Origin of the sequence: Enterococcus mundtii (genome assembly GCF_002813755.1) — a bacterium.
In the GTDB taxonomy this organism is placed as follows: domain Bacteria; phylum Bacillota; class Bacilli; order Lactobacillales; family Enterococcaceae; genus Enterococcus_B; species Enterococcus_B mundtii.
The window spans coordinates 90,161-108,266 of sequence record NZ_CP018062.1 but is presented as its reverse complement, the minus strand read 5'-3'; the positions used below and the strand labels follow the sequence as shown (position 1 = coordinate 108,266).

Below are 18,106 nucleotides of genomic sequence, written 5' to 3'. Positions count from 1 at the left end.
AGATTTATTTAAATTCCTGAAGGACTCATTCCAAACATTGAACATACTGATAACACAATAGATGTAGCTGCCACTGCAATAATAATTCCCAAAATCGTATTAAAAATTCTTTCCTTCCCTTGTTCGACCTGACGACGACCAATAAAAAACATGACACCACCAATTATGATTGACACTACTGCGATAATCGGTGCAATCACCATCAAAGAGTTTTTTAAATTATTTGCAGCAGTTGTGATACTTTGGAAAATATCTACAGCTCCTAAAACTTGCGTTTGTAAAAATAATTGAATCATCTTCTTCCTCCTACAATTCCTTTTTATATTTTATTGATTTCTTTTAATATGATTTTTTGTCGTTCTCGATTTAATACATACTCTTCTAAATCCTTATCTTGTCCGCGGAAAAATGCAAACTGTACTTTTTCAAGTGTGTTTTTTCGCCAATCCGTTTCAGATTGTCCACGTTTTTCTAGTACACGTGCCGCAGCTTCTTCTAAGGTTGATTTCTTTTTGGCCATCTTCTCACCTCCTTTCAAGCAACAAAAAAGACTAATGAGCATTCACTAGTCTTTCTACATAGAATATTTAACTTAAATTTATTTTTGCAATTTGTAATTATCACCGTATTTTCGAGAAAATTCTATTACTTCATCATGTGTTCTTCCACCTTCATTTTCTTTAGATGGTACAGCACCAAAAGATATCTGAGTTATCCCGTTTTCTTCTATCGGGATAACAAAAAATTCATGAGTACTACTAGTAAACTCTTTTACATCTGCAGAATCAATAATTTTGTACGTTTCAAAGCCAGTGTAATCCTCAATTCTTTCCACACTAATTTGTTTGCTAACTGGCATTGGACTATCTTTCGTATATTCCCAGGTACTATCGTCGATCACTTTTAATGTACTATTGTCATCTTTCCAGACTGTTCCTGGTTTTAGTAACGTAGAATCTTCTTTCTCGTTTGCTGCCGACGCTTGATTGTTTCCACATCCAACTAAAATAACAGCCAACGTTACTAATGACATTAACGTTAAAACTATTTTCTTTTTCATTTTAAGCCTTCTTTCTCAAACATTATACATAACAAAGTATATCAAATAACAAATTTAGTATCAATTTGATTGTAATTCCCCTTGTATAATGACTCGATTAGGCGTGTCTTGAACCGTTTGGCAAGTCACCAATGTGACTGTTGGCTCTCGTGTAAGATTTAAACAGGACGTATCCTGATAATCGACCACTTTATTGCTGGTGACTTGATAATGAAAGGTCTTTCCTGAAGAATCAGTTAAATAGATACTGTCGCCTTCTTTCAATTTGTAAATAGACGTAAACATGCTGCCTTCAACCCCCATATTATGCGAGGCAAGGGCGTAATTAACTTTTCCTATGGTTTGATTAGGTAGTAAGGTGGTTGCGCCGTATAACATCTTTTGGAACGTTGTTCCTTCTAAAATATTCAAGCTGAGATCAATCGAGGGGATCTCAATCTTTCCAACAAATTGATCCGAAACTTCATTCAAATGTTTTTGAGCTTCGTTCACTTGTTCTATTGTGGGACGCGCCATTGTTTCAAAATCTTCATTCGCTCCACCATTTTCGATTGAAGCGGGTTTCTGACTCTCTTTTTCCTTCTCCTCTGTCGAATCATTTCCTGTTCGATTATATGACCCGGTTGTTGCTTGCTGAGAAGAATCTGAGCTTTGTTCAAATGAATTTGACGTAATCACCTCTGTCTCAGAAGGACTCTCTATGTGAGTCACCCCATACCAACCAAGACAAGCAAAAGCAACGGCACTAAATGCCACTGCACTCCATACCGCCACTTTTTTACTTCTCTCTTTTTTAGTGATTGTTCTCATGGCTGTTTCCTTGTTTGCGTTTGATATAAAGAACGCCACCTAAGACTACTGCACCAATAACCATACCACTAGTTATTAGTAAACTTGGATTTGAGTGGTCTGTTGTTGCCCCTGTTGGTGGTAAAATACGAGGTTTTTCTTGTTCTACCACTACATTTACTTCGTTGGTTGGTTTATCTGTTTCACCAATTACTTGGTGTGCAACATTAGGGATAGTAATATTCCCTGAATCATCTACATAACTTGAAAAATCAGCCTCTTCTTTTACTGTACCACCGATCGTTAATCGATATTGTTTTCCAGCTAAGAGTGATCCGTCATCTACTGTCCAACTGACTTTTCCTGTTTTATCGTCCGTTGTCAATGTCCCTTGATCGGTCACATCTTTGAATTCTGCATCTTCACCTAAATCGGCCACTTCCATCTTGATTGTTTTATCTTCTAATTGTAAAACGTCTTCTAAATCATCGGAAATCGTCACTTTTTGACCAATTGCAGAATAAGGAACGCCTTCTGGATTTGAAATGACAAACTCAACAGTATCTCCTTGTTTAGCTTGAGTTAAATCAACTTCCTTACCTTCAGAATCAATAATTTTCTTAATTGGATCTTTGTCTGGCGTTTCATCGACATCGGTGTCTGTTTCGTTGGTTGGATTCTCTTCCCCATTAATTAAGGTTTCTGCTTGATTCGGGAAATGGTACTTATTGTCTTCCTTGTTATAATACTTCTCAAGACTCATACCCTCACGAACTTTTGCGTCAAAACTAAACGTGTAAGTATGACCGTAAAAATCTTGGCTTTTTAATGCTTCTTCTGTGGCTACGACATCAACCGTATTATCCTTAGATTTATCGGTAAAAAAGCTTGTACAATCTTTTCCCGTTTCATCAACAATTCTTACATCAGACGTACGTTCTAATTCAGGAATCAATTCATCTTTCATTTCAAATGACGTGTGATAGAACTGTGGCAATTCACCTAAAATATTTTGAGTGATATTAAAAGTAAATGTGTCACCCATAGTATCTAAATGGTTATTTGCCACATTCGTTTCATCTTTATCAGTCACTGCTTTTGTAGGGTTAGGGTCTTCTGATTTTGCTGGTTTTACGGCTGTATTTCCAAACCAATCCCATGCTCCCCAATCTGTTTCTACAGGTAAATCAGTTACTGTGTCCGCAGCACCAAAAGAAACATCAAACTTCGATAAGTCTTTAAACAGAACTGTAAACATAGCTGTTAGATCGTAGTCATCACTACCTTGGTTTTCAGTTTCAGCGAACGTTTTTGATCCGTCTTCATTTTCCGTCAAATCAAGCCAACAAGTCGAATCAGCAAGAATCCCTGTCGATTTGTCTAACATATCTTTATGAAGCGTGATATATTGCGTCCAGTCAATATCAGAAAAGGTGTAGAAACCATCTAAACTAATTGGTTCATTTGTACCTGCTTTTAGAAACTCAACCGTGTACGTGGCTTCATTGATTCTGTTTTGATATGCTCCTACCTGATCCACAGTGTTAAAAGCAATTGTTCCATCTGAAGCTGTGTTCCCATCGACATCTTTTGCTTCTTTATAGTCTTTAATCGTAAACCGTGCATCGACATCTTGACCGAATGCACTGACATGGTGGTAAATTACACCAGTTTTTCCTTTAACAACCTTATCTACAGGAATACTGATCCCTTTAGAGTCTTTTTCATTTTCTGCGGTGTGTATACCTTCGGTCCAACCCTCACCGAACGTGTCTACCGTTGTTTTACCTTTAATAAACTGAACAAAGAAGCTATATTCTGGTGAAATCATGGTGTCATCAGAAACAACTGTCGTATTGTCATCATCGACTAATTTCGTGGTATTTTTGTTCTGCGTTACTTTTCTGGCTTGTTCTAATTGCTCAGAATTAAGCGTAGTGCCTTTTTCTAAAGCTGTGGGGTTATCGTTGGCATCTGCGTAAACTACCCCTAGGTTGGTCGTTACGACCCCTAATAAAGCAGCAGATAGCATTAAACTTGATTTCAATTTAAAAGTTTTATTTTTTGAACTCACTATTTATCCTCTTTTCTCTTTTACTTGATAACAAAAAAAGACACGGAAGTTTTCCGTGTCGATTAGTACAAAATTATTTCTTATTTGGGAGTACCACGAATGAATTTCATTATTTCACCACTTTTTTATAGTTAAAATATTTTATTTTTGCTTCACTTGAATCATTTTAGTAAAAAAATTTTACCCAACTTACTCTAAGTTTGCTTACATTTAATTACTTTGATATACTAAAGGCAAGAAAAAGGAGCTATGCTCTAACATAGCTCCAGTGTAGACCCGTTAAAAAGACGGTGACATAGGTTTATAGTTTTTTTTAACCATCTAACTCCTAGCCAAAGTGTTTAGATGGTTATTTTTTTTGGTCTTTATGGTCAATAATCAGCAAAACTAACGTCGCAAAAGCGATCATCAGTTGAATTGCTTCAAAAGTTGACACTTGCTTACTCCCTTCTAGGGATAAAGCTATGAACCATAGGCATCACCCCTTTTTCAAGAGATTAGCCACCATCTTTTCACTTTTCTACTGTTTCACTATAACATAATTTTGCCTTCAATTTAATCAGCAAAATAGACAATATTATTCTTAGACTTTTTCTAAATATAGTTGTGTGCATCTTCCTTGTTTGATATAGGTTCTTTGTAGATTCGTAAACCCTTTGAAAGCTCCAAGTAATCGTAGTTTTTGTTTCGCTTCCTCTTGTCTCTTTTTCTTATCTTCCACCGATGATAGAAGAATACTAATGTACTCACATACTGACATACGTTTAACATGCTTTTGATTCATCATTTCTAAAAATTCTTGTTCTACTTCCTGTGCAACTTCATTACTTCTTTTTGATTCTTTTTCCATCAATATCATTCCTTTCATTGAAAAAATTGAAATAAAAAAAGCCTATGTAAAACATACGCTCAACGTTTAATATTCCTTTATTCTTGTTGATTTCAGATCTAAAATACCATTACCTTTACGCCAATAATCAAATTCCTCTCGTAGAAGTTTATCATCCATATTTGATCCTTTGGATAGCTCTCTAAATATATCTTTTACTGAGTACCCTTTTCTTAACAATTCAATATAGTTTGATCTTGTCAAAGTATCTATATTTATTGCTTCTAAAACTGGTCTCCCCATCTTCAGCATTCCCCCTCCTACTCAACAAGTTCTAGTAATTCTTTAACTAACAGTTCATACATGTATTTGAAGGATTTTTCGTCAATCAAATCAATATGTTCCAGATTACATTTATGATCTTCTAGAATTTCTGCTAATTCATTTTTAATAGTTTCTTCTGTCATTTGGTGTCCTCCTATACAAAAATCACTCCTTGCTAGAGCTGGAATTGCACTTTCATACTTAACATTCTTCGTTTTTATAGCAGTTATTTGTTTTGTTGTCCTCACATAGCGAAATCATTTAAATTAGAGCGTGATCAATGGCTAACACACAAGGTTTGTTGTCATTGACTATTTTAAAAATCTTGTTTGTCGATTCTTCTAAACCGATCGGTTGTAATGTTTCTTCACTAACTGATCTCGAATTTTTCTGAATCGCTTCATTTCGATCTAATTCTTGTAAACATTTAACGAATTCCTCACGATCTTCTATGTCTGTTACTACTCTCTCGTATAGATCCATACACTCTTCTTCATTCTTTGCTGCGATCAACGCATAATAAAATGGCTCTTTTACTTTGAAAAATCTCACTGTCTATTTCCTCCATCTATTGTTTTTATTCAGTCTTGATCAGCTATAAAATCAATAACTTCTACACCAACAATATAATCACTTAACTTCAGAATTTAGTGAATGGATATAAACCGCTCTTTGATTGTTTGAATTTGTTATCTGAACGGTGTAATTTTTTTTCCTTGTATACTCCTTGGATATACCTCCGTAAAATTTGTTAAGTTCATCTTTCATTTGTTGATTAGTTTCTGTTTCAATTTGAATCGTGACTGTGTCTCTCATTTTATTTTCTCCTTTAATATTTTGTTGATATTTTATCGTTTGCTCTTAATAATCAAAGTTTAAGCAGGTGATTTTTCAGCAATTACTCTGACTCATAATTGCTATTCCACCATCTTTTAGCCGTTCTACAATTGCTACTCCTCCATTAAGCAAACAAAATTCACCAACTTTATCGTATAAACCTTCATTTTTCAAAAAATCGATTTGCGCTTGTATATTGTGGTTCTTTTCAAATACATTCTTATTCAATTGAATAAAATCTCTTCCGGTCGTTTTTACGGGTATTCCACGCGCATTTTGGATTTTTATTATCATTCTCTTCAATGTTTTCAATGATTGTCCTCCTATTTAAAAAATATACTTTCTAACAAACTAAATAAAAAGTTAGAAATATACCATGAAATTAAACCGCCCACTATTACACCAACAAAAATTGCTAAAATCTCTAAAATCTTCATAGTAAAGACGATAATATTTATCATAGACGTTCTACTTCCTCCTGCCCTTTGATTCCTAACACAACATACCCATCTTTTTGCGCATAATCTGTGACATAAGTAATCGTTGCTTTGTATGCCCAACCTGTGAACTCCTCACTGTTCCATTCTCTTAATAACAGCTGTTCACCAACCTTATAATCACGATCATTTTTGCGGATCTCAAATTTCTTTTGCCCACTTGTTATTGCTCCAAAATATTCTGGTAGTATTTTTAGTTCGTGTTCGTTAATTACTTGGTGATTTGAAGTAAACATACTTTCCGATAATACACTTTCTAAAGCTACACTTACTATTAGCTCACACCACTTACTAAGTACTTCCTCCTCTTCAGGTTCTATATCTCCACAATCCATCCCAGCTTGAGTTAATACAAAACTAATGTCGCTGAAAAAATTTTTATTACGAGAAATTATTTTTTTCAATGTTTCAATCGTGATCTGTTTGCTCATTCTTCCACACCTCTTCTGCATCCAAAATAGTTTTACTTCATACCTAATATTTTTATCGTTTTACGTTTACTTAAAAATAAATAAGTCGACTCGTTTATGGCGTCCGATACGAGAAACCCTAGTAGACAACGGTAAATGCTCGATTGATCATTCGATCAATGTCCTGGCAAGTGCCTACATGTATTGCAGCCAACGACGCAGCGTGAGATACGCTACGCGTCCTCCCCATTACGAGAAGACCTACTCCCTCTTACATGAGTTTGCGTCAAAGCCTAAACCCCTTAGTAGCTGCTCTGATTAGTTTAGGCGCTATTCAAACTTGTCTAACCCTTAGATTTGCCCTTGTTTACTCCGGACATGTCATTTGTACAGATTCATTTCATCGACCTTCAACAGTCAACATTTACTCGACTGACCAATCTTTTGTGATATCAATCGTGAAAAACTACCCCGTTCACTCTCTTTCGAGAATTGTTGATAGCTTAAGTCTACTGAGCAATTTCCACTCGATTCCAAACGCCTCTAAGAGTCTCGACAATATTTTCAAGCAAGCGTAAAACGATAAAAATATTCTGAAGTCATTTTTAGCTAATTCTTTTGGCCATTCCTTTTGCAGTCGAACGTAAGCGTCCATTTCTTCTTCGTGCAATCAAAACACCGTTAGCATCATATACAAACTTAATTCGATCATATAAATCTTTCAGTGGAACAGGTTTTCCTAAAAGGAATTTTTTTTGTTTCCCAACAAAATAGTGGCGTTCCTCTAATGCTTCCCCATTTTTCAAAACAAACCGTTTCCCTTGTGGCACAATCCTGGTTGATCCATCTGCTAGTTCTTTCACAAGTCTTTCTGTGACAATAATACGTGATCCAAATTCACGTATATCTGCAATACTTACAATGCCTGTATACATTGAATTCACCCTTTCTAAAAACAAAGAATTGATTTCGTTCACAACAAAAAAAGAGGGAACGCATGCCTATGCGTTCCCTCTAACTCCAGTGTATAACATAGCAACAAATCACAACGACAACTTTCTAACAGACTGCATACGCATAAATTCATCAGCAAATACACTTTCAATTGAGTTCAATAAAAAGTGGTATCACTTTTAAATTTCTGTTATACTATTGCCGTTGCAGTTATGCTGCAACAACACTGGAGGGTTAACGCATTAAGGGTCGAGCTTAATGCGACGTGTATGGGCGCTGACGGAGATTACCAGTCTCCCGAGTCCATACCGCCTTCTATTTTGTTTTTAACTGTCACGATATTTCATCCGACGCTTCGAACGAAATCAATTCGAATAAAGCGTAGCAGACTTTTTAAATTATCGCAACTATAAAAAAACAAAATAATTATATAAAGATATTTTATACTCGGAAGTGACGCTTTTGTAAGGTGTCACTTCTTATGTTTTTTAGTATAAAACTTCACGAACAAATATTCCAATATTTTTATGACATTTATAATCCTTGTTTAATCCGATAATGCTTGTTTTAAGCATTATCTTTTTGTAACAATTGTGATATTTAAACTTTAATAAGGAAATAGAATCGTAGCTACTAAAAATCTATTTTTTCTTGATTTATCAATAAAAAGACGGCTAATTTTTCTAGCCTTAGTCTTCGGTTAGAATATTGATGCTTGTTTTTTTTAGATTTTTATTTATTGCCCAGCAATTTGAGCATCTGTTGGTTTTACTCCAAAAAAATCAAAAATATCAAACATTTTTTTCACCTCTTTTGATTAATATTATAAATCTGTATTAATACACCGATTTATGTTATAAAACTACCACCATTTTTTGAAAAAAAAAACTATTTTTTTGATTATATCAATTTTTAATATCGTTTATGAAAGGCTGTTAATCTATGTATAATTCAAACTTAATCTTTATCGACGGAATCGAGAAATTACGCCTTGCACGCAACATGACACAAAAAGAATTAGCTCAAGGGATCATTACACCACTCACTTATAGTCGAGTCAAACAAGGAAAAACTCGGTTAACGATTGTTGCTATCGAGCAACTAGCATACCGCTTAAATGCACGTATTGAAGATATTATTGATTACAGCAATTTCAATGACGATCCAGAAACAGCTTTACTTATCCAAGAATATGACTATATCATCGAAAATAAAGCTTCTGTACCGATTACTCGTCCAGAAAAGCTCTACAAAACTTTAGTGGATCAAAAAGAACTCGTTCCAGCCTTAATCCGCTTTAAATACTTATTGCAGAAGCACTTTTCAGAGCAAAGTTCTATTATTCCTAAGGTCGACCAACTTTATATCAATGAAAACTATAATCGAATCAATTACAGCACAAAGTTAACCTCCTACGACTTAGAATTTTTAGGAGATTTCACTGCTTATCTAAGTATGGATCAAATCAAATCACTTTACCCAAAAATTTTGGATCTAGATATCAACGTACGTAAATTTCACAACTCTTACTACTTGAAATACACAGGGATTTGTTTCGTCAATTTTGCAGATATGCTTATTGATAATAAAGACTTCGCTATGGCTCAAGAATTACTGAAAAACGTAGAAAAATACGCCACTACATTTGGACAAGCCAGCTATCACATTTGGTATTACTATTTTACTGCCATAATTGATATTTACAAAGAAAAGAAACAAGAAGAAAAACAAAAAAAATTAACTGAATTAGGTACCTATATCGACGGACTAAAAATTGTTTTAAATCACACTCGATTCTATCCTTTTTTCAAGAGCAGTTACGAAAGAATGGTAGATCGAAAAGGAAATCCTCCTCAAGTTCAAAAAGTGCACTATCTTTTGAAGGGATAAATTTGTCAATAAAAACTGTCCCTTGCTAGCGTTAATTAATAAAACAGGCTATAATAAAAAAGAGCTATGCGCGAACATAGCCCCTACGTAAAACCGTTAAAAAGACGGTGACAGTTATTAATTGTTTTTTTCAAACCATCTATAACCGGCCAAAGTGTTAGATGATTATTTTTTTGGTCTTTATGGTCAATAATCAGCAAAACTAACGTCGCAAAAGCAATCATCAGTTGAATTGCTTCAAAAATTGACCTTTGTCTACTTCACATTTGCGAGTTTAAAATTATTTTGCTATAATAGCAATAACAAAAGGAGCTATGCGTCAACATAGCTCCTATGTAGAACCGTTAAAAAGACGGTGACTGCGATATAAATAGAATTTTAACCATCTAAACGCCGGTCAAAGTGTTAGATGGTTATTTTTTGTCCTTATGGTCAATAATCAGCAAAACTAACGTCGCAAAAGCGATCATCAGTTGAATTGCTTCAAAAATTGACCTTTGTCTACTTCACATTTGCGAGTTTAAAATTATTTTGCTATAATAGCAATAACAAAAGGAGCTATGCGTCAACATAGCTCCTATGTAGAACCGTTAAAAAGACGGTGACTGCGATATAAATAGAATTTTAACCATCTAAACGCCGGTCAAAGTGTTAGATGGTTATTTTTTGTCCTTATGGTCAATAATCAGCAAAACTAACGTCGCAAAAGCGATCATCAGTTGAATTGCTTCAAAAGTTGACACTTGCCTACTCCCTTCTAGGGATAAAGCTATGAACCATAGGCATCACCCCTTTTTCAAGAGACTAGCCACCATCTTTTCACTTCTCTACCTCACGATTATACCATATTCAAACGACATGAACCTTGCTATCTTTCACGAGATACTAATTTACTAAACTATAATTACTAAAAGAAGCTATGCACAAACATAGTTCCTATGTAGAACCATTAAAAGACATAAAAAAGAAGCCATTCTTTTGACGAACGACCTCTCCTTTGATTTGTAAAGTCCAAAAATATTATAGCACTTTATTTTCTGCTGCGTTGTTTTCCTGAAAAAATTTATGATTTAGCAATAGACAAAAAATTCTACTCCATTCTACGAAGACAGACACTTCTTGTCAGTTGATATTCTTTGACTGCTCATAGAAATTTTCATGTGTTCCACATAACAATACAGGAATAACCATATTTTCTTGAATTTCATAAGCAATTCTATAAGTAGTTTCTGCATAGTTAAATCCCTTAGACCAAATACCTGCTAAATCCCCAGTCTTTTGACTTCCTGAATATGGATCAACTGCAATCTCATCATAAATCATATTTAAAAATTTCTCTTTTAAAGGTTTTTCTTTTATCTTTTTTAGATACTTAATCACATGTTTTGAAGGAACGATCTCATAACCCAACTTCTTTTGCCAGCTCCTCTTTAGACATAGCCTTAGAATTAGTAAGTGCATCTGTAGCAATATTTCTAAAAGAAGAGACCAAATTGCTTTTTCTATTCTTAAACTCTACAAGGATTTTATCTTTATCGTAGCCTTCAGCGATTATATCAGACAAAATATCTTCACTAAAATCAAAGAATTCCTTTTGTGGTTCAACAAATTCATAAAGAATGCCATTTTCTACAAGTTTTGCCTCAACTTCTACTCCATTCGGAACATTAAAGTCTTTAGGAACTGTCAACATAATAGAATTACCTTGTTTTCTTTTTTTTGTAATCATATATACTCCTCATTTCCAATATATAGTAATTACTTAGTAAGTACATTGTAGCAAAAAAGTGAGTAATTACGTGTAATTACCGAACGATTGAACACGTTAGTTATTTAGTTAGTTAACATAATCCCGAAAACATAGTATTTACCACTGAAGCACCAGGATATTGTGGCAGTTTTAGTAACTTCTTTTAATTGTCTATGAAGTTTAATTTCGATTAAGGATTTCAATTTAGGAACTTTGACGAATTTATTATCAATCAAAGCCACTGTTCCTTTTTGGTTATTAGTGATATAGCATTAAACCGGATTCTTCTTACTTTTGAACCGAGAAAATCCAACGGATTCATCTCTAAATTTATATGCTTTGAGGCGTTCCATAAAGTTCAACTCTATGTGTAATTGTTTCCTTGATTTTGAATATGTTTCGTTATATTTCTTGATGACTTAGATCGTGTACCAAGAATTGTCAAAAAACAAAAACTTTTAGAACAAAACATTTCTTTCAAAAGAAACTATTTGCTCTTGGAAAATCACGTTTTATCAATCATGAACTGGCACGTTAATAAGAATTGATAAATTTTGTCAATCCTGTTTTAGGGTAGACTTTGAACATAATACACATATAATCTTTGTCATGACTACGCTCAATTAAAGTAATATGATACGATTCTGATCTGAAATTCTGTCAAAAGGAGAAGATTTATTGACTCCCCTTTTTAACAAAATACCTCAAATCCCCTTCATCTTTTTCCGCCCCACATAATCTTCTTCTAACTCAAGAAGATCCAAATAAACCTCACTCATATTTTTACCAGCTGCTAAACTAAGCTCATAAATAAAGGAAACAGGTAAATTCTCTACAGACCTATCTCTTGAAATCCAACTAGCCACCGTCCCCTGCTTAAACCCATACAAGATACAAAAATCATCTACAGTCATCTCTAAATTACGAATAATAAAAGCATTGATCGGATGAGAATAAACATGAAAGTTTAAAGACATAATAGTCCCTCCTGATATTATTGCATACGTAATAATACTACAGAACAGTATCGGTAGCTAGGGAAAGAACAGACAAGTATCATAGATATATTGTAAAAGGCAATTGACGTGTTTTATTTTTAACCCGTATCAATCTCGAATAATTCCGTTTGAATCATGTCATTGGTTGTTGCGGCCAACTGTTCTAGTGTATGCTCAAGTTCTTGATCTTGAAGCCCAAACATGTCACAGATCTCTTTTACGTAGGCTTTTTTAGCTTCATCTTTGCTAATAATACTCTTAGCTAATAATGCCTTAACTGAGGCTAATACAATCCCACCGTTTCTTCCTCTTTTAATACGATAGAATACTTTATTTTCTTGTTTTAATTCTTCCAGAACGCGATCTAAACTGCGACTAGGCATACTTAACTCTTCAGACAACTCTTTTTTAGATAGCATGATATAAGGATTAGCTTGATCACTTTTTTTGGCTAAATAGCTGATTAGATCCTGTTTCCATTCATGCTTATGACTGTATTTTCTTTGTTCTCTTGGTTTCTTGAACTTCCACCAGCCACGACGTTGAATAAATAAATCTTTTTCTTGCACTCCTGAAGATACCCATTGCTGGCACAACTCTAAAATAAAATCACGTTGTGCTGCTTGGTATGTCCCAGAATAAGCGCTCATAACAATTTTTCTTACTTCCCCTTCAGCCAAAGGTTCATTTAGTCGCTCATTAAACTCAAACATGTTGTATTCACATGTTTCTAGCGCATATCCCGAAGAGAAATAAGCAAGAGCCAATGTGAAAATCACATTGTTTCGACCTAACCGGCCACCTCCACCGATAATATCTGCTTTACGTAATAATAGATCGAACCAGGGCTCGTCCACTTGTCGATACTCTTTTTTCTCAGGGAAAACAACAATTTTAGCTTCTCGTTTCGCTTCAGTTTTTTGACTAGAAGCTATTTTCATTGACCAATTCAACCATTCTGAAAATGCGTATTGATAAGCTTCTTCGTAAAAAACTATATTTTTTTTGTTTGGAAACCGTGCAATTCCAAAGTGATTACAGCCCACATCGATTCCAGGTAATTGCTTTGCTAACTGTTTACGAATCGTTGTAGAAATACGTTTTGCAACTTCGACTACCTTGAAGTTGCTCTTTTTCGTTACGTAAGCTGGGCTACTCAATGAAAAATACACTTGGTAACCATGATCAGATTCTAAAATCAATGTTGGCATATAACCAATTTGATCTAAACAAGCAAGGACGATCTCCCCTTCGTGATTAACTTTTGTATCGATATCGACAACAAAGGTATTGATTTGGCTTAAATTGTTTTCAGAATGTCCTTTAACGACTGATCGATTCTCGTCAGCATACGTTCCATATCGATACACATTAGGAGTCCAATGTGTAAGCTTGCTTTCGTTTTCAAGAATCGCTTCTTCAGATGTGATCACCATTCCACGTCCAGCATTCATCAACTGTTTCGTACGGTACGCAAAGATAGCACCATTCCTACTCGTATTTTCATACTGAATAGGCTTAATGGTGCTGTTTCGATATTTATATGTTCGAATACCGCTTTTCAATAGCGCTGTATATAAATTAATCAACATCAACTTTACGTCCTTCCCCAAAATTAAAAGAGAACACATTAAATATCTGCCGAAACAGCTATACTATGTGTTCTCTCATCAATGTTGATTAATATACTCATAAAAAGTACATCAAATAAACGTTTTTATGTTGAGTTGCTCGCCTTTTTTTGTTAGAATAAAGGTAATCGGAATTGATTTCCGAATCCTTTTAAATATAAGTAGTTGGTAGCTACTTACATATTCTTGAGACGAGCGTGAACACATGAAGTATGGTCATGTGATTCAGAAATAATAGATTTTGGTAGAATCTTTTATTTCCGTCTCTTTTTTTATGTAATTTTCTAATATATCTTACCGTATAAATCTTAAATCTGTAAATAGCAAGTTTAATGGAAAAACATCTGCTATAAGAAAGAATGCCTACATATCAACCTTTTCGTAACCTAAACATGTGGGTTCTAAATAAGGGATATGATTTTCCGTTAATAGAACATGACTATTGGTGTATATTTTGATTTTTAAAACATTGAATATGTAGGTTATTACTTAAAGCTTCTTAAAAATCAAGAACATTAGCACCTTTCAACCTAAATAGCTCCAATTCTTCCTCTGATTCAATCGATTGAATTAAATGATCAACCTGCTCTAACTCAAAAGAATGATTTTTTAGAAGCGGAGCATATAAACTAAACATTGTTGTTTCTAATTTATCTAACGCCTCTTCTCCAAAACTTCTAGATCCGTTATAAAATTCTCTTACATAACTTGGCGCTAAGCCAATTGCTTTGGATAAATCAATTCTGCTTATATGGTAATTTTGTATTAAAAATTTTAATACAAATCTATCGTATTCATTTCTAAATTCTTTTGTTTCTTTCTTCATAACTTCAATCTCCTCATTGTTGAAAACAACAACACTAACTTAGTGTTTATTCTAGCATTATCTTTTTTATTTTACAATCAATTTTACTAAATAAATTAACTATGATGGTAGCTGAAACTGTACAAATACAGGGTTATTTTGGATAGTAATATAATATATTACTATTACCTTACTATTATATTACTTATAGTAATAGTAATATAATATATTATTAAAATCAAAATACTTAGAAAGTTTACTGTTGTTGTTGAATTTAACAATGGTTAATGGTATCATCTGTATAAGTAATACAATATATTACTAAAAAGTAATATATTGTACGACCAATTTATTATTTTATACATTACTTTTATATTACTATAAATATTACTATTATATTACTTTCGAATTTTAGGAGGGATTTTTATGGCTGTAGCACTAACAGTAGCTGCAAACAAAGGTGGGGTTGGTAAAACTCTGATTACATTAAATCTAGCAGGAGCTATTAGAAGATCATTTCCTGAAGCAAATATTCTTGTAGTTGATACTGACGCTCAGGGAAATAGTACAAAATCATTTCGTGTGAAAGTTGGGAAAAATCAAAATACCATTTACGATGTTTTTATGGGAAATGCCACAGTTGAAGAATCGATTGTTCATACATACGATGACCACATCGATGTTCTACCTGCAAATTCAGATAATAATTATCTTGAATTTGATAAGATGGAAGAATTTCGTGATACTATTTTGGAATGGTTTATTTCCTTATTAAAAAAATTTAAAGATAACTTATCTGAAATTATGACTATTTCTGGCCTTAAAAAGAGAATGAACAAAATGATTGATCCAAGTGCTAATTATTTTAATGCTTTAGATGGAAAATTTGATGGTGTAATGGACAAATATGATTATATTATTTTTGATACTCCGCCCGAACTTAAACAAGTGACATCATCCGTACTATCAATTGCCGACGTGGTAATTGTTCCTTATGAGCCAGATCTTAACGGTGTTGACGGAGTAACTCATTTAATATCACGTGTAAATACATTAAAAGAAAAATACAATCCTTCACTACGTATTGGTGGTGTACTAGCAAATAAAGTATACAATACAAATTTACACGCAAAAATGATTAATGCAATGATGAAATATACTAATCGAAACAATTACCATTACTTTGATTCTGAACTACCAAGATCAATTACGTTTGCTGACAAGTTAGTTAGAAATGGTATGCCTATAACTATGAGTACCCCTGAAAATAAGTTTGCTCAAAATTTTTACAAATTATTGAACGAAATGAATGATTTAGGGCTACTTTCTAAAGAAGGAAAAGTACTTGAATTTCCTCAACAATTTTACATCGAAAGCGACGGTGACGAATAATGCCTAGAGTACCAAAAAACAAACCTTCAGGTGACTTTGAATCTTTTTTTGACGATGAATTAGAAGATTTAGATACTCCAGAAGACACTATCGATAGCATTTCGGAAAATGAAATAGAAACAAAAAATGAAATTGTTGAAAGTATATCAGAGAATTCTACTAACTCAACTCTGTTACCTACTCAAAATGAAAGTCTTGGTATTACTCATGTTGCAGCAGATAAATTTGGGTTAAGTAAAACAAAAAAAAATCAAGCAAATGAGCTTGTCGCTAGAACTTTAAAATTTGATACAGAAACCTTAAGACGTGTAGAAGATCTTATTTATAAAGATCAAAGACACTCAAAAAAAATTCCTGGAACAAAAGGATTTCTTTCAGATTTTATGGATAATGCAATCTGGCAACATCTTTACCAACTAGGTTTAGCTACTGAAGAAGAAGTAAATGAACATCTCAAAGACTACAGCAAATATCCTTTAAATTTTGATAAAAACCAAGAGAAGTAGCTTTTTAAAAGCTACTTCTCTTTTAGTAATATAATATATTATGTTACTATTATATTACTAAATGTATTACGTTACTTTTAGGTAAAACATTGTAGATAAACGTGGTCATATACGTGTTTATGTTTACTCAGCTTTGTGATCATTTTTTTTCCTTTGTTACCAAAATAATAGTAAGTCAAATACAAACTTGTCGAAGACTAATCTGTTTCTATGAAAGAATAAATCAGGTAAACTTAAATAGTAGTGGTAAAAGTTTATTTGTAAAATAGATCTATAATGGATGTTTTAAGCAAGCAATCATATTAATGGAGGTGAATGTTTTGTGCGGACGATATTTTTTTGATTTAGAATCTAATGAACTTAAAAAGTATCACGATCAAGCGGAAACAAAAGTAGCTGACAAAGATATACGACTTGCTACCAATGAAGTGTTTCCTTCAAATCATGTAGTGACCCTAGGCCTCAACAAAGAAGCCGAAGTTGTTCCTGATATCACCCGATGGGGCTTTGAGGGATTTAAAAAAGGACAGTTGATGATCAATGCACGTTCAGAAACAGTAGAAGAGAAAAAAACATTCTCGAAAGCCTTTAGAGAATCCCGCTGTATTTTTCCAATGTCTGGTTTTTATGAATGGGATCACAATAAACAAAAATTTTTATTCAAAGGAAAGGAGAACAGTACTTTATTTGTTGGTGGCTTTTATCGAATCCATAAAACTGAATCAGGATTTGAAACAGAATCAATTATATTGACGACCAAACCAAATACGTCAGTAGCTTCAGTACATGATCGTATGCCAGTAATTATAGAAAGATCCTCGATCAATGAATGGCTAAATAATCTTGAATTTGCAAGAAAGCATGTAACCAATGACATGCCAGAATTGGAATGCACAATGGTGGAAAAAAAGTAACGGTTCATAATCACGAAAACGCCCTTAGAGAATCTCTACTCTCTAAGGGCTTAATTTAGTCTTATTACTATATAAATTTGAAGCTAACAGAAATAACTATTTTTGCCGATAAACAACTTAGAAACTGAATCAATAGACGATAGAAAGTTATCTTTATTATTTACTACCATAATCATTAGTTCTGGTAGTAACTTTTTCACGGATAATAATAGTAGTAGATAATATATTCTCTTAGTACTATCGTACCAACGTTTCTACAAGTTACAATAGGACTACACTTATATTTAATTAAGGTAGTAGAATATAATATATTATTACTAGGTAAATTTTACATGAAATAACTTAATAGTAATATAGTAGTAATATAATAAATTACTATTATATTACTACTATAAATACTTTTATTTGAATATCCGCTTCAATACTATTTTTATAATTAATTCGAT

General features: G+C 33.3%; 25 protein-coding genes and 2 pseudogenes. 4 read left to right on the top strand and 23 right to left on the bottom strand.

Translation table 11 applies throughout. From position 1 onward, the window contains the following. Positions 1–8: 8 nt before the first annotated feature. The 13 genes from EM4838_RS16215 to traE form a co-directional block, all read right to left on the bottom strand. On the bottom strand, positions 9–296 hold the full coding sequence (locus tag EM4838_RS16215; RefSeq protein ID WP_071867364.1) for a TrbC/VirB2 family protein: 288 nt from the start codon (positions 294–296) through the stop codon (positions 9–11). Positions 297–319: 23 nt separating this feature from the next. After that, entirely contained in the window at positions 320–520 is a 201-nt protein-coding gene (locus EM4838_RS16210; protein ID WP_081367448.1) for a DUF5415 family protein, read from the bottom strand. Between the two features lie 78 nt (positions 521–598). After that, the gene (locus EM4838_RS16205) at positions 599–1,060 is read right to left on the bottom strand and encodes a hypothetical protein (protein ID WP_071867362.1); all 462 of its coding nucleotides are present in this window, start codon (positions 1,058–1,060) and stop codon (positions 599–601) included. 60 nt (positions 1,061–1,120) lie between these two features. Then, a complete protein-coding gene (locus EM4838_RS16200; RefSeq protein WP_071867361.1) occupies positions 1,121–1,870 on the bottom strand; it encodes a class A sortase in 750 nt (249 codons plus the stop codon). Then, on the bottom strand, positions 1,854–3,923 hold the full coding sequence (locus EM4838_RS16195) for an isopeptide-forming domain-containing fimbrial protein (protein WP_071867360.1): 2,070 nt from the start codon (positions 3,921–3,923) through the stop codon (positions 1,854–1,856). Before EM4838_RS16195 ends, EM4838_RS16200 begins: the two co-directional genes overlap by 17 nt. A 349-nt stretch (positions 3,924–4,272) precedes the next feature. Continuing rightward, entirely contained in the window at positions 4,273–4,359 is an 87-nt protein-coding gene (locus EM4838_RS17215; protein WP_219842351.1) for a putative holin-like toxin, read from the bottom strand. Between the two features lie 147 nt (positions 4,360–4,506). Further along, the gene (locus tag EM4838_RS16190) at positions 4,507–4,773 is read right to left on the bottom strand and encodes a hypothetical protein (protein ID WP_071867359.1); all 267 of its coding nucleotides are present in this window, start codon (positions 4,771–4,773) and stop codon (positions 4,507–4,509) included. A gap of 66 nt (positions 4,774–4,839) precedes the next feature. Beyond that, complete coding sequence (locus tag EM4838_RS16185) at positions 4,840–5,055, bottom strand: hypothetical protein (protein ID WP_071867409.1); 216 nt, start codon at positions 5,053–5,055, stop codon at positions 4,840–4,842. 17 nt (positions 5,056–5,072) lie between these two features. Beyond that, positions 5,073–5,219 carry a hypothetical protein gene (locus tag EM4838_RS16520; protein ID WP_157811382.1) on the bottom strand — a complete coding sequence of 49 codons (147 nt, stop codon included), beginning with the start codon at positions 5,217–5,219 and terminating at the stop codon, positions 5,073–5,075. 118 nt (positions 5,220–5,337) lie between these two features. Further along, entirely contained in the window at positions 5,338–5,628 is a 291-nt protein-coding gene (locus EM4838_RS16180) for a hypothetical protein (protein ID WP_071867358.1), read from the bottom strand. Between the two features lie 339 nt (positions 5,629–5,967). Then, positions 5,968–6,225: a hypothetical protein gene (locus EM4838_RS16170; RefSeq protein ID WP_071867356.1), complete on the bottom strand. Its 258-nt coding sequence runs from the start codon at positions 6,223–6,225 to the stop codon at positions 5,968–5,970. Positions 6,226–6,370: 145 nt separating this feature from the next. Continuing rightward, positions 6,371–6,841: an ASCH/PUA domain-containing protein gene (locus EM4838_RS16970; RefSeq protein ID WP_233433785.1), complete on the bottom strand. Its 471-nt coding sequence runs from the start codon at positions 6,839–6,841 to the stop codon at positions 6,371–6,373. 584 nt (positions 6,842–7,425) lie between these two features. Then, positions 7,426–7,755, bottom strand: coding sequence for a type IV conjugative transfer system protein TraE (traE, locus tag EM4838_RS16160; protein ID WP_071867355.1), 330 nt, complete (start codon positions 7,753–7,755; stop codon positions 7,426–7,428). A 961-nt stretch (positions 7,756–8,716) separates the two neighbouring features. Between traE and EM4838_RS16155 the strand changes: the two genes are divergently transcribed. Further along, a complete protein-coding gene (locus EM4838_RS16155; protein WP_071867354.1) occupies positions 8,717–9,664 on the top strand; it encodes a helix-turn-helix domain-containing protein in 948 nt (315 codons plus the stop codon). An 83-nt stretch (positions 9,665–9,747) separates the two neighbouring features. Here the strand turns inward: EM4838_RS16155 and EM4838_RS17210 are convergent, their stop codons facing one another. The 10 genes and pseudogenes from EM4838_RS17210 to EM4838_RS16120 all read right to left on the bottom strand — a co-directional run bounded on the left by EM4838_RS17210 (position 9,748) and on the right by EM4838_RS16120 (position 14,869). After that, positions 9,748–9,909, bottom strand: coding sequence for a putative holin-like toxin (locus tag EM4838_RS17210; protein WP_414458040.1), 162 nt, complete (start codon positions 9,907–9,909; stop codon positions 9,748–9,750). A gap of 168 nt (positions 9,910–10,077) precedes the next feature. After that, positions 10,078–10,155 (bottom strand): putative holin-like toxin, encoded by a 78-nt coding sequence (locus tag EM4838_RS17205; protein WP_414458041.1) that lies wholly within the window; start codon positions 10,153–10,155, stop codon positions 10,078–10,080. A 168-nt stretch (positions 10,156–10,323) separates the two neighbouring features. Then, on the bottom strand, positions 10,324–10,407 hold the full coding sequence (locus EM4838_RS17200) for a putative holin-like toxin (protein ID WP_219336905.1): 84 nt from the start codon (positions 10,405–10,407) through the stop codon (positions 10,324–10,326). A 379-nt stretch (positions 10,408–10,786) separates the two neighbouring features. Then, positions 10,787–11,074: a type II toxin-antitoxin system RelE/ParE family toxin gene (locus EM4838_RS16150; protein WP_071867353.1), complete on the bottom strand. Its 288-nt coding sequence runs from the start codon at positions 11,072–11,074 to the stop codon at positions 10,787–10,789. Further along, complete coding sequence (locus EM4838_RS16145; protein WP_071867352.1) at positions 11,064–11,393, bottom strand: AbrB/MazE/SpoVT family DNA-binding domain-containing protein; 330 nt, start codon at positions 11,391–11,393, stop codon at positions 11,064–11,066. Before EM4838_RS16145 ends, EM4838_RS16150 begins: the two co-directional genes overlap by 11 nt. 128 nt (positions 11,394–11,521) lie before the next feature. Next, a pseudogene (locus tag EM4838_RS16965) lies at positions 11,522–11,755 on the bottom strand (RNA-guided endonuclease TnpB family protein); the annotation flags it as partial. Between the two features lie 23 nt (positions 11,756–11,778). Next, positions 11,779–12,062 (bottom strand): annotated as a pseudogene (locus EM4838_RS16960) (transposase); the annotation flags it as partial. A 56-nt stretch (positions 12,063–12,118) separates the two neighbouring features. After that, positions 12,119–12,391, bottom strand: coding sequence for a type III secretion system protein PrgN (locus tag EM4838_RS16130; protein ID WP_071867351.1), 273 nt, complete (start codon positions 12,389–12,391; stop codon positions 12,119–12,121). Positions 12,392–12,510: 119 nt separating this feature from the next. Further along, positions 12,511–14,004, bottom strand: coding sequence for a primase C-terminal domain-containing protein (locus EM4838_RS16125; protein WP_071867350.1), 1,494 nt, complete (start codon positions 14,002–14,004; stop codon positions 12,511–12,513). A 538-nt stretch (positions 14,005–14,542) separates the two neighbouring features. After that, on the bottom strand, positions 14,543–14,869 hold the full coding sequence (locus tag EM4838_RS16120; RefSeq protein ID WP_071867349.1) for a helix-turn-helix transcriptional regulator: 327 nt from the start codon (positions 14,867–14,869) through the stop codon (positions 14,543–14,545). Between the two features lie 405 nt (positions 14,870–15,274). Here EM4838_RS16120 and EM4838_RS16115 point away from each other — a divergent pair, with 405 nt between their 5' ends. The 3 genes from EM4838_RS16115 to EM4838_RS16105 all read left to right on the top strand — a co-directional run bounded on the left by EM4838_RS16115 (position 15,275) and on the right by EM4838_RS16105 (position 17,660). Beyond that, positions 15,275–16,240 (top strand): ParA family protein, encoded by a 966-nt coding sequence (locus EM4838_RS16115; RefSeq protein WP_071867348.1) that lies wholly within the window; start codon positions 15,275–15,277, stop codon positions 16,238–16,240. Further along, a complete protein-coding gene (locus EM4838_RS16110) occupies positions 16,240–16,746 on the top strand; it encodes a hypothetical protein (RefSeq protein ID WP_071867347.1) in 507 nt (168 codons plus the stop codon). The genes EM4838_RS16115 and EM4838_RS16110 overlap by 1 nt, the downstream gene beginning before the upstream one ends. Positions 16,747–17,066: 320 nt before the next feature. Continuing rightward, positions 17,067–17,660 carry an SOS response-associated peptidase gene (locus EM4838_RS16105; protein WP_071867346.1) on the top strand — a complete coding sequence of 198 codons (594 nt, stop codon included), beginning with the start codon at positions 17,067–17,069 and terminating at the stop codon, positions 17,658–17,660. Positions 17,661–18,106: the final 446 nt, after the last annotated feature.

Bases quoted from the DNA above. Each gene is read 5' to 3' on its own strand.
- EM4838_RS16130 (WP_071867351.1), bottom strand. From the start codon at position 12,391: ATGTCTTTAAACTTTCATGTTTATTCTCATCCGATCAATGCTTTTATT.
- EM4838_RS16210 (WP_081367448.1), bottom strand. From the start codon at position 520: ATGGCCAAAAAGAAATCAACCTTAGAAGAAGCTGCGGCACGTGTACTA.
- EM4838_RS16200 (WP_071867361.1), bottom strand. From the start codon at position 1,870: ATGAGAACAATCACTAAAAAAGAGAGAAGTAAAAAAGTGGCGGTATGG.
- EM4838_RS16145 (WP_071867352.1), bottom strand. From the start codon at position 11,393: ATGATTACAAAAAAAAGAAAACAAGGTAATTCTATTATGTTGACAGTT.
- EM4838_RS16190 (WP_071867359.1), bottom strand. From the start codon at position 4,773: ATGGAAAAAGAATCAAAAAGAAGTAATGAAGTTGCACAGGAAGTAGAA.
- EM4838_RS16215 (WP_071867364.1), bottom strand. From the start codon at position 296: ATGATTCAATTATTTTTACAAACGCAAGTTTTAGGAGCTGTAGATATT.
- EM4838_RS16185 (WP_071867409.1), bottom strand. From the start codon at position 5,055: ATGGGGAGACCAGTTTTAGAAGCAATAAATATAGATACTTTGACAAGA.
- EM4838_RS16155 (WP_071867354.1), top strand. From the start codon at position 8,717: ATGTATAATTCAAACTTAATCTTTATCGACGGAATCGAGAAATTACGC.
- traE (WP_071867355.1), bottom strand. From the start codon at position 7,755: ATGTATACAGGCATTGTAAGTATTGCAGATATACGTGAATTTGGATCA.
- EM4838_RS16120 (WP_071867349.1), bottom strand. From the start codon at position 14,869: ATGAAGAAAGAAACAAAAGAATTTAGAAATGAATACGATAGATTTGTA.
- EM4838_RS16125 (WP_071867350.1), bottom strand. From the start codon at position 14,004: ATGTTGATTAATTTATATACAGCGCTATTGAAAAGCGGTATTCGAACA.
- EM4838_RS16205 (WP_071867362.1), bottom strand. From the start codon at position 1,060: ATGAAAAAGAAAATAGTTTTAACGTTAATGTCATTAGTAACGTTGGCT.
- EM4838_RS16110 (WP_071867347.1), top strand. From the start codon at position 16,240: ATGCCTAGAGTACCAAAAAACAAACCTTCAGGTGACTTTGAATCTTTT.
- EM4838_RS16115 (WP_071867348.1), top strand. From the start codon at position 15,275: ATGGCTGTAGCACTAACAGTAGCTGCAAACAAAGGTGGGGTTGGTAAA.
- EM4838_RS16520 (WP_157811382.1), bottom strand. From the start codon at position 5,219: ATGACAGAAGAAACTATTAAAAATGAATTAGCAGAAATTCTAGAAGAT.
- EM4838_RS16970 (WP_233433785.1), bottom strand. From the start codon at position 6,841: ATGAGCAAACAGATCACGATTGAAACATTGAAAAAAATAATTTCTCGT.